General features: G+C 66.4%; 31 protein-coding genes. 16 read left to right on the top strand and 15 right to left on the bottom strand.

The window, feature by feature from the left end:
• Positions 1–52: 52 nt before the first annotated feature.
• The 5 genes from UUA_RS04705 to UUA_RS04685 form a co-directional block, all read right to left on the bottom strand.
• Complete coding sequence (locus UUA_RS04705; RefSeq protein ID WP_008434714.1) at positions 53–1099, bottom strand: SDR family oxidoreductase; 1047 nt, start codon at positions 1097–1099, stop codon at positions 53–55.
• A 43-nt stretch (positions 1100–1142) separates the two neighbouring features.
• Positions 1143–1847 carry a glutathione S-transferase N-terminal domain-containing protein gene (locus tag UUA_RS04700; protein ID WP_008434713.1) on the bottom strand — a complete coding sequence of 235 codons (705 nt, stop codon included), beginning with the start codon at positions 1845–1847 and terminating at the stop codon, positions 1143–1145.
• A gap of 107 nt (positions 1848–1954) precedes the next feature.
• Positions 1955–2665: a GNAT family N-acetyltransferase gene (locus UUA_RS04695; RefSeq protein ID WP_008434711.1), complete on the bottom strand. Its 711-nt coding sequence runs from the start codon at positions 2663–2665 to the stop codon at positions 1955–1957.
• A gap of 41 nt (positions 2666–2706) precedes the next feature.
• On the bottom strand, positions 2707–3084 hold the full coding sequence (locus UUA_RS18510; RefSeq protein WP_008434710.1) for a VOC family protein: 378 nt from the start codon (positions 3082–3084) through the stop codon (positions 2707–2709).
• Positions 3085–3189: 105 nt separating this feature from the next.
• Positions 3190–4686: an amidohydrolase family protein gene (locus tag UUA_RS04685; protein ID WP_039953578.1), complete on the bottom strand. Its 1497-nt coding sequence runs from the start codon at positions 4684–4686 to the stop codon at positions 3190–3192.
• A gap of 156 nt (positions 4687–4842) precedes the next feature.
• On the opposite strand from UUA_RS04685, the gene UUA_RS04680 reads away from it, so the two are divergent.
• A complete protein-coding gene (locus UUA_RS04680) occupies positions 4843–5676 on the top strand; it encodes an NAD-dependent protein deacetylase (protein WP_008434707.1) in 834 nt (277 codons plus the stop codon).
• Between the two features lie 8 nt (positions 5677–5684).
• On the opposite strand, the gene UUA_RS04675 is transcribed toward UUA_RS04680, so the two are convergent.
• On the bottom strand, positions 5685–6566 hold the full coding sequence (locus UUA_RS04675) for a TolB family protein (protein WP_008434705.1): 882 nt from the start codon (positions 6564–6566) through the stop codon (positions 5685–5687).
• A gap of 150 nt (positions 6567–6716) precedes the next feature.
• Here UUA_RS04675 and UUA_RS04670 point away from each other — a divergent pair, with 150 nt between their 5' ends.
• Together UUA_RS04670 and UUA_RS04665 are read left to right on the top strand one after the other, a co-directional pair.
• Positions 6717–7187 carry an SRPBCC family protein gene (locus UUA_RS04670; protein ID WP_008434703.1) on the top strand — a complete coding sequence of 157 codons (471 nt, stop codon included), beginning with the start codon at positions 6717–6719 and terminating at the stop codon, positions 7185–7187.
• Positions 7177–7524: an ArsR/SmtB family transcription factor gene (locus UUA_RS04665; RefSeq protein ID WP_008434701.1), complete on the top strand. Its 348-nt coding sequence runs from the start codon at positions 7177–7179 to the stop codon at positions 7522–7524. Before UUA_RS04670 ends, UUA_RS04665 begins: the two co-directional genes overlap by 11 nt.
• A 9-nt stretch (positions 7525–7533) precedes the next feature.
• Here the strand turns inward: UUA_RS04665 and UUA_RS04660 are convergent, their stop codons facing one another.
• The gene (locus UUA_RS04660; RefSeq protein WP_039953577.1) at positions 7534–8013 is read right to left on the bottom strand and encodes a YybH family protein; all 480 of its coding nucleotides are present in this window, start codon (positions 8011–8013) and stop codon (positions 7534–7536) included.
• A 209-nt stretch (positions 8014–8222) separates the two neighbouring features.
• Here UUA_RS04660 and UUA_RS04655 point away from each other — a divergent pair, with 209 nt between their 5' ends.
• The 3 genes from UUA_RS04655 (at position 8223) to UUA_RS04645 (ending at position 11001) form a co-directional block, all read left to right on the top strand.
• Positions 8223–10013, top strand: a complete 1791-nt coding sequence (locus UUA_RS04655; protein ID WP_008434697.1) for a DUF885 domain-containing protein — start codon at positions 8223–8225, stop codon at positions 10011–10013.
• Between the two features lie 77 nt (positions 10014–10090).
• On the top strand, positions 10091–10537 hold the full coding sequence (locus tag UUA_RS04650) for an SRPBCC family protein (RefSeq protein ID WP_008434695.1): 447 nt from the start codon (positions 10091–10093) through the stop codon (positions 10535–10537).
• Between the two features lie 107 nt (positions 10538–10644).
• Positions 10645–11001 carry a DUF1428 domain-containing protein gene (locus UUA_RS04645; RefSeq protein ID WP_008434693.1) on the top strand — a complete coding sequence of 119 codons (357 nt, stop codon included), beginning with the start codon at positions 10645–10647 and terminating at the stop codon, positions 10999–11001.
• Positions 11002–11013: 12 nt separating this feature from the next.
• On the opposite strand, the gene UUA_RS04640 is transcribed toward UUA_RS04645, so the two are convergent.
• On the bottom strand, positions 11014–11307 hold the full coding sequence (locus tag UUA_RS04640) for a hypothetical protein (protein ID WP_008434692.1): 294 nt from the start codon (positions 11305–11307) through the stop codon (positions 11014–11016).
• Between the two features lie 179 nt (positions 11308–11486).
• Between UUA_RS04640 and UUA_RS04635 the strand changes: the two genes are divergently transcribed.
• From UUA_RS04635 to UUA_RS04610, 6 genes are all read left to right on the top strand, one after another.
• On the top strand, positions 11487–11951 hold the full coding sequence (locus UUA_RS04635) for a GFA family protein (RefSeq protein WP_008434691.1): 465 nt from the start codon (positions 11487–11489) through the stop codon (positions 11949–11951).
• 60 nt (positions 11952–12011) lie between these two features.
• Positions 12012–12773: a metallophosphoesterase gene (locus tag UUA_RS04630; protein WP_008434689.1), complete on the top strand. Its 762-nt coding sequence runs from the start codon at positions 12012–12014 to the stop codon at positions 12771–12773.
• Positions 12774–12951: 178 nt separating this feature from the next.
• The gene (locus UUA_RS04625; RefSeq protein ID WP_008434688.1) at positions 12952–13866 is read left to right on the top strand and encodes a hypothetical protein; all 915 of its coding nucleotides are present in this window, start codon (positions 12952–12954) and stop codon (positions 13864–13866) included.
• Positions 13867–13992: 126 nt separating this feature from the next.
• Complete coding sequence (locus tag UUA_RS04620) at positions 13993–14472, top strand: VOC family protein (protein ID WP_008434685.1); 480 nt, start codon at positions 13993–13995, stop codon at positions 14470–14472.
• Positions 14473–14556: 84 nt separating this feature from the next.
• The gene (locus tag UUA_RS04615) at positions 14557–15201 is read left to right on the top strand and encodes a glutathione S-transferase family protein (RefSeq protein WP_008434683.1); all 645 of its coding nucleotides are present in this window, start codon (positions 14557–14559) and stop codon (positions 15199–15201) included.
• A gap of 137 nt (positions 15202–15338) precedes the next feature.
• Positions 15339–16727, top strand: coding sequence for a chloride channel protein (locus UUA_RS04610; protein ID WP_008434681.1), 1389 nt, complete (start codon positions 15339–15341; stop codon positions 16725–16727).
• Between the two features lie 45 nt (positions 16728–16772).
• Here the strand turns inward: UUA_RS04610 and UUA_RS04605 are convergent, their stop codons facing one another.
• The 3 genes from UUA_RS04605 to UUA_RS19245 all read right to left on the bottom strand — a co-directional run bounded on the left by UUA_RS04605 (position 16773) and on the right by UUA_RS19245 (position 18706).
• Positions 16773–17309 (bottom strand): GNAT family N-acetyltransferase, encoded by a 537-nt coding sequence (locus UUA_RS04605; protein WP_039953576.1) that lies wholly within the window; start codon positions 17307–17309, stop codon positions 16773–16775.
• Positions 17310–17502: 193 nt separating this feature from the next.
• Positions 17503–18462 (bottom strand): cation diffusion facilitator family transporter, encoded by a 960-nt coding sequence (locus tag UUA_RS04600; RefSeq protein WP_202946893.1) that lies wholly within the window; start codon positions 18460–18462, stop codon positions 17503–17505.
• Positions 18463–18565: 103 nt separating this feature from the next.
• Positions 18566–18706, bottom strand: a complete 141-nt coding sequence (locus tag UUA_RS19245) for a hypothetical protein (RefSeq protein WP_155943234.1) — start codon at positions 18704–18706, stop codon at positions 18566–18568.
• Positions 18707–18863: 157 nt separating this feature from the next.
• Between UUA_RS19245 and UUA_RS04595 the strand changes: the two genes are divergently transcribed.
• From UUA_RS04595 to UUA_RS04580, 4 genes are all read left to right on the top strand, one after another.
• Positions 18864–19292 carry a DUF1924 domain-containing protein gene (locus UUA_RS04595; RefSeq protein WP_008434676.1) on the top strand — a complete coding sequence of 143 codons (429 nt, stop codon included), beginning with the start codon at positions 18864–18866 and terminating at the stop codon, positions 19290–19292.
• A 38-nt stretch (positions 19293–19330) separates the two neighbouring features.
• Complete coding sequence (locus tag UUA_RS04590) at positions 19331–19822, top strand: diheme cytochrome c (protein ID WP_202946892.1); 492 nt, start codon at positions 19331–19333, stop codon at positions 19820–19822.
• Positions 19794–20546 carry a cytochrome b/b6 domain-containing protein gene (locus tag UUA_RS04585; protein WP_039953575.1) on the top strand — a complete coding sequence of 251 codons (753 nt, stop codon included), beginning with the start codon at positions 19794–19796 and terminating at the stop codon, positions 20544–20546. The genes UUA_RS04590 and UUA_RS04585 overlap by 29 nt, the downstream gene beginning before the upstream one ends.
• Before the next feature lie 377 nt (positions 20547–20923).
• Positions 20924–21328, top strand: a complete 405-nt coding sequence (locus tag UUA_RS04580) for a GFA family protein (RefSeq protein ID WP_008434670.1) — start codon at positions 20924–20926, stop codon at positions 21326–21328.
• Between the two features lie 286 nt (positions 21329–21614).
• Here the strand turns inward: UUA_RS04580 and UUA_RS19240 are convergent, their stop codons facing one another.
• The 4 genes from UUA_RS19240 to UUA_RS20290 are packed head-to-tail and all read right to left on the bottom strand — an operon-like array spanning position 21615 to position 26207.
• Complete coding sequence (locus tag UUA_RS19240) at positions 21615–23558, bottom strand: NACHT domain-containing protein (RefSeq protein WP_155943233.1); 1944 nt, start codon at positions 23556–23558, stop codon at positions 21615–21617.
• 44 nt (positions 23559–23602) lie between these two features.
• Positions 23603–25273 (bottom strand): urocanate hydratase, encoded by a 1671-nt coding sequence (gene hutU, locus UUA_RS04575; RefSeq protein WP_008434668.1) that lies wholly within the window; start codon positions 25271–25273, stop codon positions 23603–23605.
• Positions 25273–25980 (bottom strand): aminotransferase-like domain-containing protein, encoded by a 708-nt coding sequence (locus tag UUA_RS04570; RefSeq protein WP_050981803.1) that lies wholly within the window; start codon positions 25978–25980, stop codon positions 25273–25275. Before UUA_RS04570 ends, hutU begins: the two co-directional genes overlap by 1 nt.
• On the bottom strand, positions 25977–26207 hold the full coding sequence (locus UUA_RS20290) for a GntR family transcriptional regulator (RefSeq protein ID WP_201029846.1): 231 nt from the start codon (positions 26205–26207) through the stop codon (positions 25977–25979). Before UUA_RS20290 ends, UUA_RS04570 begins: the two co-directional genes overlap by 4 nt.
• Positions 26208–26252 lie beyond the last annotated feature (45 nt).

Raw genomic sequence — 26252 nt, 5'->3', positions numbered from 1 at the left:
TGCGCAAGTTGGCGCGCGGCGGCGCGAACGCATCTCGTCCCGCAAGGCGACGCTAGGCGCTGGCCTTCACGCCGCCCTTCAGGAGACCCAGGCGCAGCAGGCTCTCGGCGCTGGCGACCACGGCATCCTGCGGCGCGCGCGGCGACCAGCCCAGCACGCGCCTGGCCTTGGCGGCGCTGGCGTTCTTGTGCATGCCCAGCTCGGGCAGGATCTGCCGCACCGCCGGGTCGCGCAGCGCCGCCAGGCGCACCAGCCAGTTGGGCAACTGCCGGCCGGGCACCCGGTGCGCCGATGCGCCCAAGCGCTGCCGCAGCGTCCGGGCGATCTCGCGAATCCACATGAAATCCCCCGCAACGGCGAGGAAGCGCTCGCCCGCGGCGGCCGGGTCGGTCATCGCACGCAGGTGCAGCTCGGCCACGTCGCGCACGTCGACCACACCGAAACACATTTGCGGGCAGCCGGGCACGGCGCCGTCCATCAACCGCTGCACCAGCAGGATCGAGGTGGAATAGTCCGGCCCCAGCACCGGGCCGAACACGCCCACCGGGTTGACCACCGCTAACTCCAGCGCGCCGCCTTCACGCGCGATGAAATCCCACGCGGCGCGCTCGGCGAGGGTCTTGGACTTGACGTAGGGCAGCACGCCTTCGCCGTCGAGGTCGGTCCAGTCCGTCTCGTCGAACGGCGCCGCTTGCGGCGCATGGCCGTAGCCGACCGCCGCGAACGAGGAGGTCAGCACCACGCGCCGCACGCCGGCGTCGCGCGCGGCACGCAGCACGCGCAGCGCGCCCTCGCGCGCAGGCACGATCAGTTCGTCCTCATGTTTCGGAAGGTCCGGCGGGAACGGCGAAGCCACATGCAGCACGTAGTCGCAACCCGCCACCGCCGCTGGCCAGCCGACATCGCGCTCCAGGTCGGCCTCGACGAAGGACAGCCGCTCGCCCGGCTCCGCCCCGCCTTGCTTCAGCATGGCGCGCACCGTGGCCTCGCGCCCGAGGCTGCGTACGCTGGTGCGTACGCGATGCCCCGCAGCCAGCAGTTGCAGGATGCAGTGGCTGCCGATGAAACCCGACCCGCCGGTGACCAGTACCATGCCCATGACGACCTTCCCGATGTGTCCGCTTGCGCGCCGGACCGCGTGTTCAGCCGCGGCTGGGAATCTGCAGCCCGCGGTGTACCGCCGGTCGCGCCAGGCCGCGTTCGAGCCAGCCGCCGACGTGGGCGAAGCGGTCGTAGTCGACCAGCTCACGCGCCTCGTACCAGGTGATCAGGTTGTTGACCCAGCCCAGCGTGGCGATGTCGGCGATGCTGTACTCGTCGCCCATGATCCACTCGCGCCCGGCGAGGCGCCCGTCCAGCACGCCGAGCAGGCGCTTCGACTCGTTGACGTAGCGCGCCAGCGGCCGCTTGTCCTCGTACTCGCGGCCGGCGTATTTGTGGAAGAAGCCCACCTGGCCGAACATCGGCCCGATCGAGGCCATCTGGAAGAACAGCCACTGGATCGTCTCCCAGCGCCGCGCCGGATCGGCGGGCAGGAACTGGCCGCTCTTCTCCGCCAGGTACAGCAGGATCGCGCCCGACTCGAACAACGCCAGCGGCTCGCCGCCGGGGCCGGCGGGGTCGATGATCGCGGGGATCTTGCCGTTGGGATTGAGCGCGAGGAACTCCGGCGTATGGCTCTCGTCGTTGCCGATGTCGACCAGATGCGACTCGTACGGCAGCCCGGTTTCCTCCAGCATGATCGATACCTTCACCCCGTTCGGCGTGTTGAGCGAATAGAGCTGGATGCGCTCGGGGTGTCGTGCTGGCCAACGCGTGCTGACGGGGAAATCGGATAGCCGGGTCACTGGGTGCTCCTGCGGGGTGGGGAGCCCGCACGGTAAGTTGCTCCGCCAGCGAGTTCAACCCGCCGCTGCCGGCGCGACGCCGACGCTGCCACCGCGGGCGCCGTGTTTCAGGCGGCCAGGCGGCGGATCACGCCGGCGCCCGGTGCCCGGTGCCACGACCAGAAACCGATATCGCGCCGGTGGCGATAACCCATCCGCTCGTACATCGACTCTGCGCGCCGGTTCTCATGGCTCACATGCAGGAACGGCAGGCGGCCACGTTCGAGGTTGTCGTTCGACAGCAGCGCCAGCAGCCGGCGCGCGTAGCCGCGGCCGATGAAGTCGGGGTGCGTGCATACTGCGCTGATCTCCTGCTGCGCCTCCATGCCCAGCCGCTCGCCGATCAGCGCCGCCAGCCGGCCGTCCTGGTAGATGCCGAAGTAACGGCCCAGCTCCATCGTGCGCGGGCGGAAGTAATGCGGATACACCAGCGCAGTCAGCGCCAGCACGTCGGCGCGATGCGCCGCGGTCAACTCGATCACCGGCGGGCCGTCGACGGCCGCCATCGGCGCCGGGCACACCATCTGCGCCAACGGAGCGAACGCCTCGAGCGTCCCGCCGCGCGGCGACGACGGCGCCACGCCCAGCAGGTAGACCGACTCGCCCGGCTCGACCAGCGACGCCAGCGCCCCGGTCATGTCCGCCTCCGCGCTGGCCACGCCGAGGAAGGGAGCAAAGGCGGCGGGATAACGCGCCACGTCGCCGTGGCGCAGCGCGATGGCCCGGTGCCGGCTGCACAAGGCGGACCAGAACGGGTTGTCGAGCTCGGCCGGGTTCATGCCACCATGCTAGCGCGCCGCTGCAGCGCCAGCGGCGCCAGTCACAGCACCTGGCAGGCTTCCAGGTAATTGCCGTCCGGGTCGGTGAAGCCGAAAAAACGCATGCCGGCGCCTGCCCCCACGGGCTCGGGTGTCCCGCCGTGAGCCGCCACGAAAGCATGCGCGGCGTCGGCATCCGCGACTGCCAGAATGAGGTAGGTTCCCGCGCGTCCCGTCGTGGCGTGGCCCATGTCTTCCAGTTCGCTTTGCCACAACGTGAGGCTGGTATCGCCGAGCGGCAGCACCGCCAATCCTTCGCCACCTTCGAAATGGACCGGCTCGACCGCCAGCAAGCCCTGGTACCACGGCAAGGCCTGGGCGAGATCGCGCACGCGCACGATGACCGTGTCGATACGCAGGAACGGCGTGGTGGCTGGCATGCATGACCTCAGGCAAGAGTCCGCCCGCATGGGGCGCGGCAGTCAGGCGATCGTCCGGGCCGGGACGTAAAAACTCAAGTGCTCTGCACCCGGTAGGGGCCTGCGCTAGCGCAGGCCCACCGTGCCGTTTGCCGCCTTCACCAACTTGGCCGGGTCGTAGCCCATACCGTCCTTGAACACCAGCGCGACGTGCTCGATGTCCTTGATGTTCTTCGCCGGGTTGCCGTCGAGCAGCACCAGGTCGGCGACCTTGCCCACCTCGATCGAGCCAATGCGCTGGTCCTCGCCCATGAAGCGCGCGCCGTTGAGGGTGGCGATCTGGATCGCCTGCAGCGGAGTGAAGCCGGCCTCGACCAACAGTTCCACTTCGCGCTGGTCGCCGTAGCCGGCGATCACGCCGCCATAGCCGGTGGGGTCCAGGCCGGCCAGCAGGGTGCCGCCCTGCTGCACGAATGCATGCTCGAAATCCTGCTCCAGCTTGAACACCTTCGGCCACGGCGAATCGTGCATGCCGGCGATGCGCTCGCGGCTCGCCAGGTATTCCACCCGCGTTTCCGGCAGCATCGCGTCCAGCACGCGCTGATCCACCGACGCGCGGCCAGGCACGAAGGTCTCGAACACCGGCAGGGTCGAGGTGACTGCCACGTGCTTCGACACCAGGGTCCTGATCAACTGCTGGATGCGCGGATCGTCCACGCGCATCGTAGCGAGCTGGGCCAGCGCGACCTTGGTGTCGGGGCAGACGTCGGGCTGCTTGCCGGCGCTGAACTCGGTGTCCACCGGCAAGCCGTGCTCCAGGTCGTCGATGCCAAGCTCGGCCGCCTCGGTGAAACCGATCGCGCACAGATGACCGGTCACCTGCACGTGCTTCGCGTGCGCCGCCGCGATCGCCGCGGCCAGCTCGGCGCGGGTGATGTGCATGTACGCCTTGAACGAAGTGGCGCCTTCGCCGATCCAGTAGTTGACCGTGTCGGTGGCGTCGGCCGCATCCGTCAGTTCGTGCATCTGCGGCGTGAAGCTGCCCTTGCCTTCCAGGTATGGCCCGGTGGTGTGCATCTTCGGCCCCGGGATGGTGCCGGCGTTGATCGCCTTCTTCAGCTCCAGGTCGGTATACGGCTCGGTGCTGCCGGTGGTGCGGATGCTGGTGACGCCGCCGGCCAGGTACAGCTTGGGAAAACTCGATGCCTGCTCGGGGTAGATCGCCTCCTTCGCCTCCGGGTTCACCTTCGGCGCCGGATAGAACATGTGGTCGTGCATGCCGACCAGGCCGGGGATCAGCGTAGGCCCGCTGCCGTCGACCACGATCGCGCCCTTCGGCAGCGCCACGTGCCTTCCGACCGCCGCGATCAGGCCGTCGCGCAGCAGCACCGTCTGGTTTTCCCGCGCCGGCGTGCCGTTGCCGTCGATTACCCGCACATGGGTAATCGCCAGCAGCGGTTGCGCATACTTCACGAACCGCAGCGTCTGCGCCGACAGCTGCGGCGGCTGGGCGAAGGCGGACGACACCACGCACAGCCCGGCCAGCGCGACCGCCAGCAGGATGTTCCGGCGAGCGCCGGGCCTCGGCAACGCAGGTGTGAGGCGACGGGTTTTCGTAGGCATGGTCCGATTTCCCCCTGGCAAGGCAGGCACTGGCCCGCCAACCGGCCAAAATTACTCCAGAGGCATCCCTTTGGGTGAAGATGCCTCCCATCCAGCCGCTTGTTCGCTTGTTTTCATGCCCCTGTTTTCCAGCCGCCGCGCACCCATATCCAGCCGATGACTCCGTTGCAGCAATTCATCGAGGCCAGCCCGCGCCTGTTCGTGTTGACCGGCGCGGGCTGCAGTACCGACTCGGGCATTCCCGACTACCGCGATCGCGACGGCCAGTGGAAGCGCCCGCCGCCGGTGAACTACGCCGCCTTCATGCATGAGCTGGCCACGCGCCAGCGTTACTGGGCGCGCAGCATGGTCGGCTGGCGGCGTTTCGGCCGTGCGCTGCCGAACGCCACGCATCGCGCGCTGGCCGAACTGGAGCAGCGCGGACAGGTCGAGTTGCTGGTGACGCAGAACGTGGACCGCCTGCACCAACGCGCCGGCAGCGAGCGGGTGCTCGACCTGCATGGCCGCCTCGACGAGGTGCGCTGCATGAGCTGCGACTGGCGGCTCGCCCGCGACGCGTTCCAGCAGATGCTGGTCGAGCGCAATCCGGCCTGGGCGCAACTCGACGCCAGCGATGCGCCGGATGGCGACGCCGACCTGGAAGGCCACGACTTCGCCCGCTTCGACGTGCCGCCCTGCCCGCACTGCGGCGGCATCGTGAAACCCGACGTGGTGTTCTTCGGCGAAGCGGTGCCGCGCGAGCGCGTGGAAGCCGCCACGCGCGCCTGGCAGGCCGCCGATGCGGTGCTGGTGGTGGGTTCCTCGCTGATGGTGTATTCCGGCTACCGCTTCGTCGACGCGGCCGCGCGTGCCGGCAAGCCGGTGGCCGCGGTGACGCTGGGCCGCACCCGTGCCGACGCGCTGCTCACCTTGAAGGTCGACGCGCCCTGCCAGGAAGCGCTGGCTTTCCTGCAGGCCAGCAGACAGCCGGAAGCCGCGTCGCTGGAGTAGCGCGTGCTTCAGCCACGCTGCCGCGTAGTGCCGCACGACGGCGGCCACGCCTCGTCGCCATCCAGGTGCCACACGAAGAACTCGCCCGACCTCGGCTCGCCGGTGTCGCGCGCGAACAGCAGCGATCTTCCGCTGGGCGAGAACAGCGCGCCGATCTCGCTGCCGTTGGCGTTGACCTGTGGCCCCAGCTTCTCCTTCGCCGACCAGCCGTGCGGACCCAGCCGCGAGAGGTAGAGTCCGCCGTCGGCCATCACGATCATGCGCTTGCCGTCTGGCGACGGCAGCGGCTCGTATTCGTTGCCCGCGGTGTTGAGCGCCGCCACGTTCTCCACCCTCCACCGGCCGGGCGCGGTTTCGCGGGCGCGCCAGATGTCGTTTCCGCCCGCCCCGCCGGAGCGGTTCGAGCCGAAGTACAGCCAGCCGTCCGCAGCGAGCCGCGGAAACCATTCGGCCTCGTCGGAATTCACCGGCGCCGGCAGGCGCACCGGCGCACCCCAGCGGCCGCCCGCGTCGCGGTCCACGCGCCAGATGTCGAGATCCTTGCTGCGCTGGCTGCCGCTGGCGCGGGTGGAGATGAAGTACAGGCTGCGGCCATCCGGCGTGAACCACGGATCGGCCTCGAGGCCTGCCGCGGCGAACGGCGGCGGCACCGGCGCCGACCAGCGCCCGCCGTCGCAACGCGAAGTGAGGATGCGCCAGCCGGAGAACGTCTTCGAGCTGCGCACAAAATACAACTCGCCGTTGCGCGGGTCGAACGCGGGGTGCGACTCGAACAGCTCGCTGGACACACCCTGCGGCGCCCATGGCTGCACCGCCGCCGATGGTGACGGCCCGGCCGCGAGAGCCGCCACCGGCAACAGCAGGCCAAGCCACCCAGCTTTCATGCGCATCGGACACCCTCCCCGGTTTGACATGGTGGCGATGATATCGCCCTGCCCGAACGCCATGACAACCCGGCACCAGGCCATTCTCTTAAGCAACCAGAAAGTTGCATTCCCCAATCTGCCGGCGCAAGCTCACATGCAACCCGGAGGTGGCACATGAACGATCGCATCGAGAAGCGCATCGAGCTGAAGGCACCGGTATCGCGCGTGTGGCGCGCGCTGACCGACCACCGCGAATTCGGCGCATGGTTCCGCGTCGACCTGTCCGGGCCGTTCGAGCCCGGCCGGGAAGCGGTCGGCCACATCACCTGGCCGGGCTACGAGCATATCGTCTGGCGCGCCGTGGTGCAGGTGATGGAGCCGGAGCGGCTGTTCAGCTTCAGCTGGCATCCCTATGCCATCGCGCCGGGCGTGGACTACGCTGCCGAACCGCCGACCCTGGTCGAGTTGCACCTCGAAGCGCACGGCGAGAACACCGTGCTGACCCTGGTCGAGTCGGGCTTCGAGCGCATCCCGGCCAGCCGCCGCGCCGAGGCGTTCCGCATGAACGACGACGGCTGGGGCATCCAGATGGAGAACATCCGCCAGCACGTCGAAGGCACCGCGGCGGACGCTCATGCCGGCTAGCGCACGCTCGCGCCTGGCGCGGCGCCTGCCGCGGGCCGCCATGGTGTTCGCCGCGCTTGGCGACCCCACGCGGCTGGCGCTGGTGACCCGGCTGTGCGACGGGTCGCGCCGCTCGATCACCCAGCTCTGCGACGGCCAGCCGCTGACCCGGCAGGCGATCAGCAAGCACCTGCGCGTGCTCGAGGATGCCCGCGTCGTGCGCAGCGAGCGCGCCGGCCGCGAGAGCCTGTACGCCCTCAACCCGCAGCCGATCGGCGAATTGCGCGACTACATCGATCTGGTGTCGAGCCAGTGGGACGACGCGCTGGCGCGGCTGAAATCCTTCGTGGAGAAGTGAGCTGGCGAGTCAGCTGGTGTGATCGAGAATGATCTTCCAGCCGTCGGCGGTCTTTTCCCACAGCAGCGAGAACACGCCATCGTCCTGCGCCACCTCGCCGTGCGTCGCGCGGTCGAGGTGGAAACGGCCGGTCACCACGGCGTAGCGCGGCTCGCCGCCGGCGCTTGGCAGCAGGCGCACGTCCAGTTCGGAGAAGGTGAGCCGGCCCATCTGCTGCGCCGTCGCATAGTGCTGGCGGTAGCTGTCGAGAATGCCGCGATAGCCCTTGCGCACGCTGCTGCCGATGAAGGTGGTGTCGGGTGCGTCCTTGTAGCCGCGCATGTAGCCTTCCACGTCGCCGCGGTTCCACGCCGCCGCCTGCTGCGCCATCACCTGGCGGATCGCCGCGGCCTCGCCACCGGCGCTGGCCGCGTGACTGGGAACCGTCCCACCCAGGCCTGCCACCGCCAGAAACATTCCGAGCCCGATAAGCCATTGCCTGGTCGTCATGCCGCGCCCCTTGCACCGTGTGATGGCCCAGTATCACCCGCCAGTTGGCGGGCAGGAACCGCCAGCCCTTCCGATGCGGGCTTGTGCGCACCCACCGCCAAAGCGACATCGCTACCCGATCCAGGCAGGCCCGCACATCGACGCGAAGCAGGTTGCACTCGACCACCGCGCTACCTACTCTCGACAGTCCTTACCACGGAGCCACCTGCATGCGTCCGATCCACCTCATCACGCTGTGCGCCGCGGCGACCGCCGCACTCGTTGCCGGCTGCAACCGGGAAGCTCCCCGCACGCCCGCCGCCGCTACACCGCCTGCCAGCGTGGCAACGGCCAGCGACAATGCCAGGCTGGATGCCGCCGTCGACGGCTTCATCGACGGCATGTTCAAGCGCTACCCCACCTTTGCCGCCAACGCCGGCAAGCACGAGTTCGACGGCAAGCTGCCCGACTACAGTGCGACCGCGCTGAAGGCGGATGCCGACTGGCTGCATGCCGAGCGCAACCGGTTCGCCGCGTTCGGCGACGACCGGCTCGACCAGAGCGGCCGCTTCCACCGCGACTACGTGCTCGCGGTGATCGACGGCCAGCTGTTCTGGCTGGAGGACTCCGGCTTCCCGTACAGCAACCCGGCCTTCTACGCCGGCGACCTGTCGCCCAGCATGTACCTGACACGCCCCTACGCGCCGTTGCCGCAACGCATGGCGGCGTTCGTCGCCTATCAGGAAGCGCTGCCCAAGGCGATCGCCCAGATCAAGGCGAACTTCAAACTGCCGCTGCCGGCGACGTACATCGAGCTGGGCGTGAACAGTTTCGGCGGGTTCGCGAGCTTCTTCCGCAACGACGTCCCGACGATCTTCGCCGGGGTCAAGGATGACGCCCTGCAGGCCCGCTTCAAGGCGTCCAACGCCGCCGCGATCAAGGCCACGCAGGATCTCGCCGACTGGCTGAAGGCGCAGCAGCCCCATGCCACCCACGACTACGCGCTGGGCGCGGCGAAGTTCTCCCGGATGCTGCACGCCACCGAGCTGGTCGACCTGCCGCTGGACCGGCTCAAGGCGATCGGCGAGTCGGACCTGCAGCGCAACCTCGACGCGCTCAAGGCCGCCTGCGACAAGTTTGCGCCGGGCCAATCACTGAGCGCGTGCGTCGACAAGGAAGGTGCGCACAAGCCGGCCGGCGGCGCCGTGGAAGGCGCACGTGCGCAACTCGCGGGCCTGCGCCAGTTCATCGTCGACAAGGACCTGGTGACCATTCCCGGTCCCGAGCAGGCCAAGGTCGAGGAAGCGCCGCCGTTCAATCGCTGGAACTTCGCCTACATCGAGATCCCCGGCCCGTACGAAAAGAACCTGCCGTCGGTGTATTACATCGCCCCGCCAAACCCGGCCTGGAGCAAGGCCGACCAGTTGGCCTACATACCGGGCAAGGCCGACCTGCTGTTCACCTCTTCGCACGAAGTGTGGCCGGGGCACTTCCTGCAGTTCCTGCACGCCAACCGCGCGCACTGGAAATTCGGCCAGCTGTTCGTCGGCTACGCCTTCTCCGAAGGCTGGGCGCACTACGCCGAGGAGATGATGTTCGACGCCGGGCTGGACGGCGCCACGCCGGAGGTCCATATCGGCCAGCTCACCAACGCCCTGCTGCGCGACGTGCGCTACCTCTCCGCCATCGGCCTGCACACCGGCGGCATGACCGTCGCCCAGTCCGAGCAGATGTTCCGCGACAAGGCCTTCCAGGACCCGGGCAACGCCCGCCAGCAGGCCGCCCGCGGCACCTACGACCCGGCCTACCTGAACTACACGCTGGGCAAGCTGATGATCATGCAGCTGCGCCAAGACTGGATCGCCGCACACCCGGGCCCGAACGCGCTGAAGGCGTTCCACGACCAGTTCCTCAGCTACGGCGGCCCGCCGGTCCCGCTGGTGCGTGCGCAGATGCTGGGCGGCAAGCCGGAGGCCAGGCTGTGGACGGCGGCGGAGACGGCAGCGGTCACCTCCAGGTAGGGCCACGCGGCGGTCGATCTTCGCCCTGCGCGTTTGTCGTGCAGGGTGAGGGCCGTCCTCCGCCACGGAAAACCACCATGACCGCGAACACGCTCCGCCTGCACCGCGTGCTGCGCGCCCCGCCCGAGCGGATCTACCGCGCCTTCCTCGACGCCGGCGCGATCGCCAAGTGGCTGCCGCCGAATGGCTTCACCTGCAAGGTGCACGAGCTCGACGCACGGGTCGGCGGCCAGCACCGGATGACCTTCACCAACTTCTCCAGCGGCCACGGACACAGCTTCGGCGGCACCTACCGCGAGCTGGTGCCGGGCGAACGCATCCGCTACAGCGAACGCTTCGACGACCCCGGCCTGCCCGGCGAGATGACCACCACCATCACCCTGCGCGCGGTGTCCTGCGGCACCGATGTGCAGGTGGTGCAGGAAGGCGTGCCGGAGGTCATTCCGGTAGAGCAGCGCTACCTGGGCTGGCAGGAATCGGTGCTGCTGTTGGGCCAGTTGGTGGAAGCGGACATTCCGGACTGACCGGCGCCGCGGCTGATCGACGCCGGCCCGTGTCGATTCCGCATGCGCCTGTTCGTCGTCAGCAGGAAGGCGGCCATGCCGGCCGCCGTTTTGCGCAGGAGACCACCATGTCCTACGTCGATGGTTTCGTGATTGCCGTACCCGACGCCAACCGCGAGCAGTTCATCGCGCACGCCCGCCACTTCGACGCCATGTTCCTGGAGTTCGGCGCCACCCGGGTGGTGGAGTGCTGGGGCGACGACGTGCCCGACGGCAAGCTCACCGACTTCCGCCGCGCCGTGCAGGCCAGGGCGGGCGAATCGGTGGTGTTCTCCTGGATCGAATGGCCCGACAAGGCCAGCCGCGACGCCGGCATGGAACGGATCATGAAGGACCCGCGCATGCCGGGCGCCAGCGAGATGCCGTTCGACGGTAAACGCATGATCTTCGGCGGCTTCATGCCGGTGGTCAGCCTGCCCGCCTAGCCGCGCGGCCGCTCACTCCTCTTCTTCCTCGAACTCCACCAGCGCATCCAGCTCGAACGCCAGCGCCTCGACCGCCTCGCGCACCTTGCGCGCGGTGGAAGGGTTCGGTGCCTCGATCTCCAGCTCGTGCGCGTCGGGGCCGTGGGTGTCGCTCAGGCCCGCGGAGCTGGAATCCGCGTCGTCCATGCGATCCATCATGTCCGCGACCTCCTCCACGCGCTCGATGCCGTCCAGACTCTGCAACAGGTTGGTCACGGCCCGGACGTCATCGTCGCTTCCGGTCAGGCGCAGGCGTAGTGTCGGCATGGCGGCATCTCATGGCAGGATGCAGGTCAGCCTAGGTGCGCCCGGGCCAAGGCGGCGTGACGATGGCGTCGCGGGCGAAGCCAGCACCCGGCGCGCCAGCCGTCGGTGCGACGATGGCCCGGCGAACCAGCCAGCCATGCACCACGGCCCCGCATCTGTCTTCCTGTCGAGGATCCGCCATGCCCTATCCGTCCGCGCTTCCCGCCACCGGCACCTGCCGCTGCGGCCGCGTGCGCCTGCGCGTCACCAAGCCGGCCATGCTCAGCATGGCGTGTCACTGCCACGGCTGCCAGAAGATGACCGGCAGCGCGTTCTCGCTGTCGCTGGCGCTGCCCGCCGACGGCGTGGAGGTAATCGCCGGCGAACTGGTCCGCGGCGGCCTGCAGGAGGAACACAGCCACCTGTACTGTGCGTTCTGCAAGTCGTGGGTGATGACCCTCCCGGCCGGGCTCGACTGGCTGGTCAACCTGCGCCCTTCGGTGCTCGACCCACACGCCGACTTCGTGCCGTTCATCGAAACCTGCACCGATGCCCGGCTGCCCTGGGCATCGACCCCGGCGAAGCACAGCTACGCCGGTTTCCTGGCGATGGAGAATTACCAGCCGCTGGTCGAGGCCTACGCCGCCGAGACCGCGGATGCCTGATCGACGCGCCCGAGCCTGCCGGCTCCGGGCGCGCCGCGATAGTCGACAACGGAGCACCGCATGCGCCTGCACATCCTGTCCGACCTGCACCTGAGCGTGCACGGTATGCCGCCGCCCGAAGTGATGGCGGACGTGACGATCCTTGCCGGCGACATCCGGCGCCCGGCGGTCGAGGCGATGCAGTGGGCGGCCGGCCTGGGTCGCCCGGTGCTGTACGTCCCTGGCAACCACGAGTTCTACGGCGGCGCGATCCCGCACGTGCGCCAGGCGCTGGCCCGCAGCGCCCGCGAGCACGGCGTCCAGCTGCTGGATCAGGGCACCTGCACGATCGGCGGCGTGCGCTTCGTGGGCGCTACCCTGTGGACGGATTTCGAGCTGTTCGGCGCCGAGGGCAAGGACCTTGCGATGACGGCGTCGGCGCAGTTCATGCGCGACTTCGCCGCCATCCGCAACGCCGACGGCAGCGTGTTCACCCCCGCCGACGCCGCCGCGCTGTTCGCCGAACAGTACGCCTGGCTTGCGGCCGTGCTGGAAGAGCCGTTCGCCGGGTCGACCGTGGTCATCACCCACCATGCGCCAACCCCGCGCAGCGTGCATCCGCGCTTTGCCGCTTCGCCGGTCAGCGCCGCCTTCGTGTCCGACTGCAGCGCGTTGATGGGCCGCGCCGTATTGTGGGTCCACGGCCACACCCACGACAGTTTCGACTACATGGCGAACGGCACCCGGGTGGTATGCAACCCGCGCGGCTACAGCGTCGGCGGGGTGAACGAGAACCCACAGTTCGATCCGTGCCTGTGCATCGAGGTGGCGACCGGCGCGTAAAAGCGTGCCGAGAGCGCCTTTTTCGCGACGGACAAGCGCCTGCTCCGGGCCTCGTCCGCGCAGCCTTACCTTGGGCGGCCACGGGCCCGACCGGCAATCGCCCCTGGCCTTCCGGCCTATCGACACTGCGGACAGGGGTCGGCACCATGCCTGCCGATCCTCGAGGAGACGCGCAAAGATGGCTGCCGGACCGACCTGGATACTCGCCACCGCCGCGCTGACGATCGTCGCCGGCCCGCTGGCGCTCGGGCTGGCCGGGTTCATCTACGCCCGCGCCCCGCACGCTGCGCCCGCGACTTCCGCCCCGGGCTGGCGCCTCACGGCAGCCTCGACCCTGCTCTACGTGCTGGCCTTCAACCTGACGTTCTTCCTACAGGAACTGGCCCTGGTGCTGCCGAAGGCGCTCACGCCTGGCCTGCAGCCGACCCTGTACCACAACAACCACAGCTGGGAAGGCACGAACCCGCTCGCCGCCCTGTTCCAGGGCACCGGTGCGCTGGCGACGCTGACGGTCGGCCTGTGCTGCCTGTGGCTGCTGCGGCGCCCGCGGCCATGGCCGGGCAGCACCCGGCTGGTGCTGTTCTGGCTGGCCTATTGCGGCTGCTTCATGGCCCTGCCGCAGGTCGTCGTCGGAGCGCTCAGCCCGGGCAGCGACGTCGGCATGGCGATGGGCTATCTGCAGTTCGACGCCGGCGCACGCCTCGGCGCCGGCCTGCTCGCGCTCGGTCTGATGCCGCTGGTTGCCCTGCTGCTGCGCCAGCCTGCGCTCGCGATCGCGGATTCGCCGGCAGCCATCGCCAGCCCCGGCGCCCGCACGCGGTTCGTGTTCCGGACCGTGACGCTGCCCGCCCTGCTCGCCAGCGCGCTGGTCATCCCGTTCCGCATCCCGCGCGAGTGGCTGGAGGTCGTCCTCGTGCCGCTGCTGGTGGTGCTGCCCGGCATACCCTGGATCCAGGCGGGGGCCGGGCGCACGCGCGGGACCGCGGCCAACGGCGCGGCGACCGCCTGGCCGCTCGCCTACCTGTTCGCCGCCGTCGTGGCCTTGCTGCTGATCTTCCAGCTCGTGCTCAGGCCGGGCATCCGGTTCTACTGAGCAGACACCGCCCTCCTGCGCCGTCGGAACACGCCCCCGGCCGCGCGGCGCGTGTCGATCCACACGCTCGCCATTCGTCGCAGGCATGAACGGCACCCTCACCGCCCTTGGACCTGGAGTAACGACATGCGCAGCAAGAACACGATCTGCCTCTGGTATGACGGCACCGCGCTGGACGCCGCGACGTTCTACGCCAGCACGTTTCCGGACAGCGCCGTGGGCGCCGTCCACCGCGCGCCGGGCGACTATCCGGCGGGCAAGCAGGGCGACGTGCTGATGGTGGAGTTCACCGTGATGGGCATCCCCTGCCTGGGCATGAACGGCGGCCCCGGCGTCCCGCACACCGATGCGTTCTCGTTCCAGGTGGCCACCGACGACCAGGCCGAAACCGACCGCCTGTGGCACGCGATCATCGACCATGGCGGCCAGGCCAGCGCCTGCGGCTGGTGCAAGGACAAGTGGGGCCTGTCGTGGCAGATCACCCCGCGCGCGCTGATGGCCGCGGTCACCGACCCGGACCCCGCCGTCGCCAAGCGCGCGTTCAACGCCATGATGGAGATGACGAAGATCGACATCGCGGCGATCGAGGCGGCACGGCGCGGCTGACGACGGCCGCCGTCGGCCGCTCCCTCGGGGAGAGCGAACAAGCCAGCCGGGCGTCGTTGCCCATCAAGCCACCAGGAGCCACCCATGATCCCCACCATCACCGCCTTTGAAAGCTCGCCCGATCGCGGCCGCGGCCTCGCGCGCGACATGCGCGTGCGCTGGGCGCTGGAAGAAACGGGTCAGCCTTACGAGGTTCGCCTCGTCTCGTTCAAGGCGATGAAGAGCCCCGCGCACCGCGCGCTGCACCCGTTCGGGCAGATTCCCACCTACGAGGAAGGCGAGCTGGCGCTGTTCGAGTCCGGTGCCATCGTGTTCCATATCGCCGAGCGCCATGCGGGCCTGCTGCCGGTCGAGGCGAATGCCCGGGCGCGCGCCATCATGTGGATGTTCGCCGCGCTCAACACGATGGAGCTGCCGATCCTCGAACTGCAGACCGCCAAGTTTGCCGAAGCCGACCAGCCATGGACCGCCGAACGCCTGCCGCTCATCAAGCAGCGCATCCGCGCCCGGCTGGGCGAGCTTGCCGTGCGCCTGGGCGAGGCCGACTGGCTCGACGGCGCGTTCAGCGCAGGCGATCTCATGATGGTGCACACGCTGCAGCGGCTGAAGCCCTCGGGTCTGCTGGACGACTACCCGAACCTTGCCGCCTACGTCGCCCGCGGCGAAGCGCGGCCGGCCTACCAGCGCGCCTTCGCCGCGCAGCTGGCGGTGTTCACCGGGAACAACTAGGGCCTGCGTCCGGTTACAAGAAAAAATCGACTCGGCTTCCCTGCACCGTCCGGCCCCGGCCTTCCCTGCTTCTGATCAAGCCGGGGGCGCCTCTCTATACTTGCAGCCCCGCCATCACCCGGTCCGGTGCCACGCCCATGCCACGCCTACGCCTCGCCGAACCGCTCGTGATGCTGGCAACCGTGGTGCAGTGGCTGGTGCTGTCGATGCTGACCGGCGTCGTGGTCGGCGTGGGTTGCAGCATCTTTCTCCACCTGCTGTTCGCCACCGAGGGCCACGTCTACGCCGTGCCGCTGGGGGTGCAGATGAGCCTGCTGGTCGTGGGCGGCTTCGCCAACGGCCTGCTGCTGCATTACGGCTATCGGCTGAGCCGCAGCGGCTACAGCGACTCGCCGATCGTGGCGGTGAACGAGCAACACGGCAGGATGCCGTTTCGCACCCTGTGGGTGAAGCCGGTCGCCGCGCTGATCACCCTGGGTTGCGGCGGCTCGGCCGGCAAGGAAGGGCCGTGCTCGCACATCGGCGCCAGTCTGGCGGCCGGCATCGGCCGGGTGCTGCACCTGAACCCCGAGCTGCGCAAACGGCTGCTGGCGTGCGGGGTAAGTGCCGGCTTCGCCAGCGTGTTCGGTACCCCGATCGCCGGCGCCATCTACGGCGTGGAGATGCTGGCGATCGGCCGCATCCGCCACGACTTCCTGTTCCCCGGCATCGTGGCCGGCGTCACCGCGTTCCAGGTCAGCAAATACCTGGGCGTGCCCTACCCCCACTACCACATCGCCTTCATCAGCGACTTCACCGAGCTGCTGTTCCTGAAAACCGTGCTGATCGGCATCCTGTGCGGCGCGGCCGCGTGGGTGTTCGTCGAGCTGCTGCAGCAGGCGAGGCGGCTGTTCGGGCGTCTGCGCGATCGCTACGCGCTGTGGCCGCCGCTGGTGCCGCTGCTGGGTGGCGTGGTGCTGGCCCTGCTGGTCATGGTCGTGCCGTCCGATTACCTCGGGCTGAGCCTGCCGATCATGGAACGCGCCCTGCACGGCGAGACGATGCCGTACCTGGGTTTCCTGTGGAAAGCCCTGCTGGTGGCGATCACGCTGGGCTCGGGCTTCTATGGCGGCATCGTGACCCCGCAGTTCGTGATCGGCGCCGTGCTGGGCGGCGCGCTCGCGCACCTGCTGGGGCTGGCGCCGGCGCTGGGTGCGGCGGTGGGGCTGGTGGCCGTGGTCGCCTCGGCATCCAACGCGCCGATCGCCGCCATCCTGATGGGCATCGAGCTGTTCGGCGCCGATTCGACGCTGTACGTCGCCGGCGCCTGCGTCGCCGCCTATCTCATCATCGGCCACCGCAGCGTCTACCCCGCCCAGCAGATCGCGTTCAGCAAATCGTCGTGGATCTTCGCCCACACCGACCTGCCGGTCGGCCAGGAAAAGACCCGCCTGTCGTACGGCTTGCTGCGCTGGTGGAGCAAGCGCCGCCGCGCCCTGCAAGGCCCAGGGCGGCCGGGAACGGCGAAAGGGGAACGTGACCGATGATGCCGCGGACCACCGGCAATCGGCCGCGTCCCTTCTGATCGCTTGCTATTCCAGGCTCAGGTCGTAGATCACCGTGGCCGGATCCCGCGGATCCAGGCGGCGCTGGAATCCGATGTTCGCCGCAAGGCGATCGCCGCCGCCGGATCGGCTCGGGGCATAGGCGCGCATGTGCCGCATGCCGCGTGCCCTTGCCGCGGCGATCAGATGGCGCATCAAGAGCGAACCGACGCCGCGCTGTCGCCACTCGCCGCTCACCGTGAGCGAAGCATCGCAGCGGTCGCCCGCGGCATTGACATGAAACTGCGCGGCGCCGATCTCCCGCTCGCGCCCCTCGTGCGGGACCAGCGCGATGAAGCCCACGGCACAGGCCGGGTCGAGACGGGTGAGCTCGCGCGCCACCTCCGGCGTCGGGTCGCGGACCAGGCCGAGAAAGCGCGAACTGCGAAATGCGGGCGACAGATGGGTGAGGAACTCCAGCTCAAGCTCCGCATCCTGCTCGCTGATCGAGCGGATCCGCACGGTCGTGCCGTCCGGCAGCTTCTCGTTCCAGCCCTCGCCCGGGGGTGCATGGGTCTGTGCCATGGCATGCTCCGCCATCAACCAGGTGCTTCAGCGTATCAGTTGCCTTCGGGCGTCAATTGACCAGCATCAAGGGATCGGGCGTTGCCGGCAGGCGGCCAGGGATCATCCATCGGGCGATCTCGCTATCGTTGAAGAAAAGGGATCGGGGTAGTTCTCCGGATTTAATTACCTCCGTCCCCTTATCCCCCCGCCCTTATCCCCTGGGCGATTCAGGGCGCTTCCACGGGTCCACGTGGGTCATCAGGTTGAGGACCCGGTGGCGCTGCAGCACCCGCTGGCGGGCCGCCACCGCAATGTCGTGCCCTGCTTCCACGCTGATGGACGCCTCCACCTCCAGGTGCGCATCCACCACGATCATGTCTCCCATCTTGCGCGTACGCACGTCGTGCACGCCGCTGATACCGGGGGTTTCCAGCAGCGTCTGGCGAATGGCCTGCACTTCCTGCTCGTCCACTGCCCGATCCATCAGGTCATGCAGGGCATCCCGGGCAAACTCCCAGCCCATTTTGGTCACCATGAGACCCACGATCAGCGCGGCAAGGGGGTCAAGAATGGGGTAGCCCGCCAGGTTGCCGGCAATGCCCACGCCCACCACCAGTGACGATGCCGCGTCGGAACGGGCGTGCCAGGCATTGGCCACCAGCATGCTGGACTTCACGCGCTTGGCCACGGACAGCATGTAGCGAAACAGCGTTTCCTTCGCCACCAGGGCACCCGCGGCCACCCACAGGGCAACCACACGCACCTGCTGCACAGTTTCCGGCGCCTCCAGCTTGCGAAAGGCCGACCACAGCATGCCCAGACCCACGGCCAGCAGCAGGCTGCCCAGCACGAGCGACGCCGCCGTCTCAAAACGCTGGTGGCCGTAAGGGTAGTCCTCGTCAGCGTCCTTCTTGCTGTAGTGGCCAGCGAACAGCACGACGAAGTCCGCCACCAGATCGGACAGCGAATGGATACCGTCGGCGATCAGGCCCTGCGACTTGGCGAACACGCCCACCACGATCTGCGTGGCGGTCAGCACCAGATTTACGCCGACGCTGACCCAGGTGCTGCGCGACGCCGCCGCTGCGCGCTCCTCGGGGCTGTGTTGCGTGTCTTCGGGATCATCAGGAAGTTCAATGAAATTCATGGCAACAAGGCAGTGGGTAGGCAAACGCGCATTCGGTGTTCACGCCGAGTTTGCGCCCCGGATCAAGGACAAATGGACACGCGACCCAGCCGTGCGGACTCCACGGCGCTACGAGACGCGGCGCCGATCAGCTCATGTAGCGATCACTCTGTGCGGCAACTACCGGGAACTCGCCCGGATGGCCGTCCAGGCTGACCGGCACCGACAGCAAGGTCGCCAGGACAACCGGCACCAACGCGGCGCAAACCACGTTGAAATTCTGGCACATGAAGCGATCGAGGGCAGGTGTGCATAGGGAGTTCCCTGGGGTTGCTGGTGAATGCCTGGATATTGGCCCTCCCGGCTTAAGCGCGGCTGAGGGTGCCCATGGCCGCTTAAGAAAACCCTAAGAACCCGGCGGCACCCTTGTCAAAAAAGGAGTTGCCATGAACCTGTTCTCTCTGTCCGCCACTTTTCCGCGCGCGCTCGCCGCCCTGACGCTGGCCTGTGCCGCCCTCGCGCCCGCCGCCCAGGCCGCCCAGGCCGCCACGCCCGCCGAGCAATTGGCCGGTTATACGGCCCAGGCCGGGGCTCCCGCCTCGCCCGCCCGCGGGCAGCAACTGTTCACCAGCAAGCACGGTGGCGAGTGGAGCTGCTCCTCCTGCCACGGCGCCGTCCCCACCCAGGCCGGCAAGCACGCCTCCACCGGCAAGCCCATAGGCGCCATGGCGCCGGCCTTCAATCCCGAGCGCTTTACCGATCCGGCCAAAACCGAGAAATGGTTCCGCCGCAACTGCAAAGACGTGCTGAGCCGTGAATGCACCGCCGGCGAAAAAGCCGATGTGCTGAGCTGGCTGATGACGCTCAAGCCCTGAAGACCCGCATTTCCATTCACTCTCACGGAGGATTTCCCATGCCACACCCACGACACACCCGGATGGGCCGACTTGCCCTGGGGCTGCTCGCCGCCAGTGGCCTTGCCCTGCCGACCCTGCCGGCCCTGGCGGACGGCAACGGTCGCATGGTGCCCCTGACGCCCAAATACAAGGAAGAATGCTCCGCCTGCCACGTTGCCTATCCCCCCAGCCTGATGCCGGCGGCGTCGTGGAACCGGATCATGAACAACCTGCCCAACCACTTCGGTACGGACGCCTCGCTGGATCCGGCTACGGTCAAGGAACTGTCGGGCTGGATCAACGCGCACGCCGGCACCTACAAGCGCGTTCGCGAAGAGCCACCACAGGATCGCATCACGCGCACCGCCTGGTTCATCCACAAGCACGACGAGGTATCTGCCGCCACCTGGAAACGCGCCTCCATCAAGAGCGCATCGAACTGCATCGCCTGCCACACCACGGCCGACCAGGGAGACTTCGATGAAGACAATGTCCGCATCCCCCGTTGAGGACGCCGTGCCCGCCGCCGCGCACACGCCGGCTGCCGCCCCGATCCTGGTCTGGGACGCACCGGTTCGCGTCTTCCACTGGCTCATGGTGCTGAGTTTTGCCGGCGCCTACCTGTCGGCCGAGAGCGAACGCTGGCGCCTGCTGCACGTCTCCCTGGGCTACACCATGGCCGGCCTGGTGGCCTTTCGCATCGTTTGGGGCTTGCTGGGCACGCGCTACGCGCGCTTTTCCACCTTCGTGCGCGGCCCCCGGGCCATTGCCCGCTACGTGCGCGCCCTGCTGCAAGGTCGGCCGGAACACCACACCGGACACAACCCGGCCGGTGCGCTGGCCATTCTGGCCCTGCTGGGCCTGACCGTGGTCGTCGCGGCGTCGGGCTGGACCACGTACAACGACCTCGCCGGCGAATGGGTGGCGGAAACCCATGAGGTGGCGGCCAACCTGATGCTGCTGATCGTGGGCGTGCACATTGCCGGCGTGGTGCTGGCCAGCTGGCTGCATCGCGAAAACCTGGTGCGCGCCATGATCACCGGGCGCAAGTCCGGCCAGCCCGCGGACGGCGTGCGCAGCCCGTGGCGGACGGTAGCCATCCTGCTGCTGGCGGGTGTGCTGGGATTCTGGTGGCTGCAATGGCAAGGCGCCCCCACGGGCAGCGGCGCTGCCAGCCCCTCTGCGGCAGCCGTGCAGGAACACGGCGGTGACGGCGACGGCGACGCCGATTGAGCGTCCATTCGTACGACCGAAAACCGGGGTCAGAGTCGACTTTAAAAGTGCACTCTGAAAACTCCTGTCGCCGCCTCCTGCGCTTGGCGGTACGTTGGAACTGAAACAGGAGTCAGGGTCGCCCTTTCAAGACTCGTTCAACGAAGAAAGTGCGCTCCGACCCCTGATTTTCCAAGCGGTAGCCCGGATGGGGGTGGAAGCAGCAACCGAACGGGGGCAGGTTCACTTCCGAGCGGAGGATAAGTGAACCTGACCCTGAGGTCTGGTCGAGGGTGCCTTTCGGCCCTGTCGGCGACGTGATGCCAAGACTACAAGGTGATAGCTTCGCCACCGCTCGCGGTGCGTGAAGCATCCCGAAGCCGTCGCCGAGGTGTCCGATGGAAAGCCGCACCGCCTCCTGCTATTGCGGACAACTGCGTATCGAAGTCCAAGGTCAGACGCTGGGCACCGGCGTCTGCCACTGCCTGGCTTGTCAGCAGCGCACCGGCAGCGTATTCGCGGCGCTGGCTGCCTATGCAGCGCCATGGAAGATCGAAGGCGTGGCCACCGAGTTCGTGCGCACGGGCGACCAGGGCGCGGCCTTCCGTTTCCGCTTCTGCCCGGTGTGCGGCAGCCAGGTGTTCCACACCGAGGAAGGCAATGACGCCTTCGTGATGGTGGCTGTGGGCGCCTTCGCCGACCCCAACTTTCCGCCGCCGCAGGACTCGGTCTACGAGTGCCGCCGGCACGCGTGGGTGCAGTTGCCCAAGGGCATCGCGCACTACGACAGGGACCCGGACTGAAATCGACCGAACCAAAGAACGCTAAAGGGGGACGGAGGCCATTATCGCGATTTAATTGCCTCCGTCCCCTTATTTGCCTGTTTGTGTGTAGCCGGGCGAAAATTGTCCCTGACACCTTTTTTGCCCTCGGCATCGCCGAGGAAGAGCAAGTGCGTGCCTATTGACCCGGACGGCGAAATGGTGACCCCTTTTCTTGTTCCCCATCCGATAAGGATAAATGAACCTAACCCTGTTTTTGGGCCCTGACCCAGTTAGCCTCCACCCTGATACCTTTTTCGCACTCAACTCAGAATATATCTCCGCCACGAGCACCAACAGATCTATTAACCGTATCTTCAAGTGTTTGTAGCGCAACTCTCAAAGATTTAACTAGCGGAATGTCCAACGCTTGCGTACCGGTAAGGTCTAAAACATCCTTTACCTCCTCATCCGCACCCTCGAAGCCATTTTTTAAGTAGCCATGTAGCAAGGGGACAGGGTTATTTGGTACTCGGTATTGATCTTGGCGCCCCATCCGGACAGGACGTTGATGAATAAACCTTGCAACGTGAGCAAGAGCACCCATTTTCATAGGAACACGCAATGCTGCCATTGACTTGTGTATCAGGAATACGATTTGCCCCCTAGCACCAAGAAGAAAGCTTACTCGAGGAAAGTATTCGTCACGCTCAATGCCTTCATAAGCTACAAATCCATCGTCCGTCCAGTTGACATCCGAGCTTTCAGATAAGCAGCAGGCCTCATAACCCATAAAAAGGTTGGCCACCTCATTGGCCGCATCTGGATTAATACTACTGGGCACCAATTTCCTAATTCGTTCATAACGCTGCAGAACTTCTTTTATCGCTGGAACAGTGACCGCCTTGGCAAATAACGAAGGGTCAGCCTCCTGCACCAGCGTCAGGAAATTTTCACTAGCGAAACTCTCTAAGCTAAACGCTACTTTCTCGAGAGCTCCCTCCTTGGAGCCCGAAAAATCACGAAGGAGAAATTCAGCCAGAAAATAATCAAGAAGTGACTTATGGGACCAACGCACATAGGCACCGTCCCTAACGAATACTGGCACAGCATGTAGAGCATCATGCAAGAAGTCGCTCGGAGTAAATATCAGATCCGGGCACAAATTCGATGGCACTTGCCTTGCCATCTGAAGAAAATCCTCCTCTTTTACTTCTACAACTCGCTTCTGACGAAATAATGAAGCCATGCCGCGAAGTGACCTGTGAAAATCATCATGATGCAAACCAGTTTTTTTCCCCCTGACGTAACCCGTTTCCTTATTTAGATCATGAGTATCAAAAAGGGAATCAAATACCTGGCGATAGAAAACACCACGCTTAACGGGAATTACCGAACGATACTCAAAGGCCCTGAATAAAAGTGAAGTCAAAAGCGGGTTCTTCAGGAAGCTCTCAACCGCTTCGCTGTGATTCGCATCGAGCTCATTCAAAAGCTCCTTTGCGGGATCTTTCGCATCAAAGGCGTCACCGTATTTTTGAATTAGAGAAAAAGCCTCTCTTTTTTCTAATTCCCTGATATGACATAGACTAAAATCAGTAAAACTACTAAAAATTGTCTCTTGTCTACTCGTCAGCAAAAATTTGGCTAAAGGCGCATGGTCAACGAAGTCCCGGATATTTCTAGCCACCTTTACTTTAAAATCATCCATAACCTCATCGAAGCCATCGAAAATGTACAGCAACGGCTGCTCATGAAGAAACTCAGAAAAAATCTCCTCGTTCTTCGCAGTAATACCAAATTGGATTCGTAATGCCTTTTCTATCGACTCGTCAGTTAACCTACGGAGATCAATCAATAATGGAAGGAATTCTTCTTCTTCCAGTGAATGTATATAAATAATTTTTGCTATCGTCGACTTACCCATTCCGGCAGAGTCAACCAGCAGAATTTTTCCCTCGCCACCGAAAAGCTCATTAGGAAAGGTCTCGACCCTGAAACTTTTTCGGTCAGACTCTTCAATCGTAAGAGGAACGTAGATTTTCAGCAAAGGAACCGCCAACTTGGGGAAGGCAACCGTCGTTACCTTCATATACCTAGCAGCCATCGTCTTGGTCTGATTGATAACTCGTGTCGTTATCTGCCCCCAAGCCTTCCTTTCAGCTTGCGATTTTTCTAATTTTCGATCTATCCATTTCGACAGAATTCCACCAACCCACGTTATCGCAGGCTTGCTCAGGGTTGTTAATATTTTTGCGGCAGTGAGACTCATGTTGTTGTCGCTCCCTAATTCTTATTTCGCGCACTACCTAGCGATCAAACCATCGGCAACTTCAACCCCTGCTCCCTCGCACACTCGACAGCGATGTCATACCCCGCATCCGCATGCCGCATCACCCCAGTCCCCGGATCGTTCCACAACACCCGCGCAATCCGCTTGTCCGCCTCGGCCGTGCCGTCGCACACGATCACCACCCCCGAATGCTGCGAATACCCCATCCCCACCCCACCGCCATGATGCAACGAAACCCACGTCGCCCCACCCGCCACATTCAGCATCGCATTGAGCAGCGGCCAATCCGACACCGCATCGGAGCCATCCTTCATCGCCTCGGTCTCCCGATTCGGTGACGCCACCGAGCCCGAGTCGAGGTGGTCGCGCCCAATCACCACCGGCGCCTTCAACTCGCCGTTGCGCACCATCTCGTTGAACGCCAGGCCGAGCTTGTCGCGCAGCCCCAGCCCGACCCAGCAGATCCGTGCCGGCAGGCCCTGGAAACTGATGCGCTCCTTCGCCATGTCCAGCCAGCGGTGCAGGTGCTCGTCGTCGGGGATCAGCTCCTTCACTTTCTGGTCGGTCTTGTAGATGTCTTCCGGATCGCCGGACAGCGCGACCCAGCGGAACGGGCCGATGCCGCGGCAGAACAGCGGGCGCACGTAGGCGGGCACGAAGCCGGGGAATGCGAACGCGTTGTCGCAGCCGACGTCCTGCGCCATCTGGCGGATGTTGTTGCCGTAGTCGAAGGTGGGGATGCCCTGCGCGTGGAACGCGAGCATCGCCTCCACGTGGGTCTTCATCGACAGCTTGGCGGCGCGCGCGGTGCCGACCGGGTCGGCCTTGCGGCGCTCGAACCACTGCTCCAGCGTCCAGCCCTGCGGCAGGTAGCCGTTGACCGGGTCGTGCGCGCTGGTCTGGTCGGTGACGGCGTCGGGGCGCACGCCGCGCTTGACCAGTTCCGGCAGGATGTCGGCGGCGTTGCCGAGCAGCGCGACGGATTTCGCCTCGCCGGCTTTCGTGTACTTCTCGATGCGCGCCAGCGCGTCGTCGAGGCTGCTGGCCTGCTCGTCGACGTAGCGGGTCTTCAGGCGGAAGTCGATGCGGCTCTGCTGGCATTCGATGTTGAGGCTGCACATGCCGGCCAGCGAGGCGGCCAGCGGCTGCGCCGCGCCCATGCCGCCGAGGCCGGCGGTGAGCAGCCACTTCCCTTTCAGGTTGCCGCCGTAGTGCTGGCGGCCCATCTCGACGAAGGTTTCGTAGGTGCCCTGGATGATGCCCTGCGAGCCGATGTAGATCCAGCTGCCGGCGGTCATCTGGCCGTACATCATCAGGCCCTTTTTATCGAGCTCGTTGAAGTGCTCCCAGGTGGCCCAGTGCGGCACCAGGTTGGAGTTGGCGATCAGCACGCGCGGCGCGTCGGCGTGCGTGCGGAATACGCCGACCGGCTTGCCGGACTGCACCAGCAGGGTCTCGTCGTCCTCCAGTTCGCGCAACGATTTCAGGATCGCGTCGAAGCACTCCCAGTTGCGCGCCGCCCGCCCGATGCCGCCGTACACCACCAGCTCAGCCGGGTTTTCCGCCACCTCCGGATCGAGGTTGTTCTGCAGCATGCGGAACGGCGCCTCGCTGAGCCAGCTCTTGCAGGAAAGCTCGCTGCCGCGCGGTGCGCGGACGGTGCGGGTGGTGTCGATGCGGGTGGGGGCGTTCATCACGAAGGGCTCCGGTAAGTCAGACCGCCGAGTATAGGCCAGCGGCCGGCACAGGCCGGAGGCGGTTCACGACGCCGTGGGCCGTACGTCGATGCCGGTGTGATCCATGCTCCCGTGCGGGTAGCCCCGACGAGCAATTTGATCCGCCTCTTGAGCGACAGCGTCGTGCCGAGCGGCGCCTGCTGGCCCGGCGTTACCTGGGCCAGCGCGGCGGCGGGCGCCTTCTCCATGCCGCAGGAGACGTCGACGCCATCCTCGTCCACCGGGATGGGGACGGGAATGAGCCGGGCAAGCTCGAGCGCCTTGCGGCTCTGGAAGAAGCCGGGATTTCCCTTCCAGGCCTCGCGCCCTTCCGCGCCCAACACCCTCAGGGTCGTACCGGGAGCACCGGCGAAGCCCGCCGTGATGAAGATCCGCGATGGGCGGCATTCGACGCCCCGGGGCCAGCACAAGATGCGCGGCGCTCTCACGCCGCAGTTCGATTTCACCGCGCGGATCGGGATAGACCGCGCGCGCAGTGGCCTCGGCGCGGGCGGCTTGCGCACGCAAGCGGGCAAGCAGGCCCGTCGGAAAACCATCGCGGGCGGGTATGCCATCTGGAAGATGGCCGGACCGGCGAGCAAATGCTCGTATAGCGCCGGCGGCGCATCGGCTTCCGCCGGAGGAACGACCCGCCCCGCTCCTTCAGGATGCTCGGCCACCTTCATGCCACCCGCGACGAGCCGATGACTTGTTCGCCGGCCAATCGCTTGTAGGCGGATTTGACCGTGCCCCTGGCCACTCCGAGTTGGGTCGCCAGGGCGATCCACGAGGGAAGCCTTGCGCCCGGCGCGAGCGCGCCGCTGCTGATCGCGGCGAGGACACCGCGGCGAATCTGCTCGCCAGCGTGATCCTGGCGTCGACCCTGATATGCACCGCGGCGGTCATGCCGCATGGTCTATATCGAAAAATGCCCTTCTTGGTTCTTTTTTGTGGACTA

It is taken from the genome of Rhodanobacter thiooxydans LCS2, from assembly GCF_000264375.1.
In the GTDB taxonomy this organism is placed as follows: Bacteria; Pseudomonadota; Gammaproteobacteria; order Xanthomonadales; family Rhodanobacteraceae; genus Rhodanobacter; species Rhodanobacter thiooxydans.
Note: the sequence above shows the minus strand (reverse complement) of the source record. Positions and strands in the feature narration are given on the sequence as shown.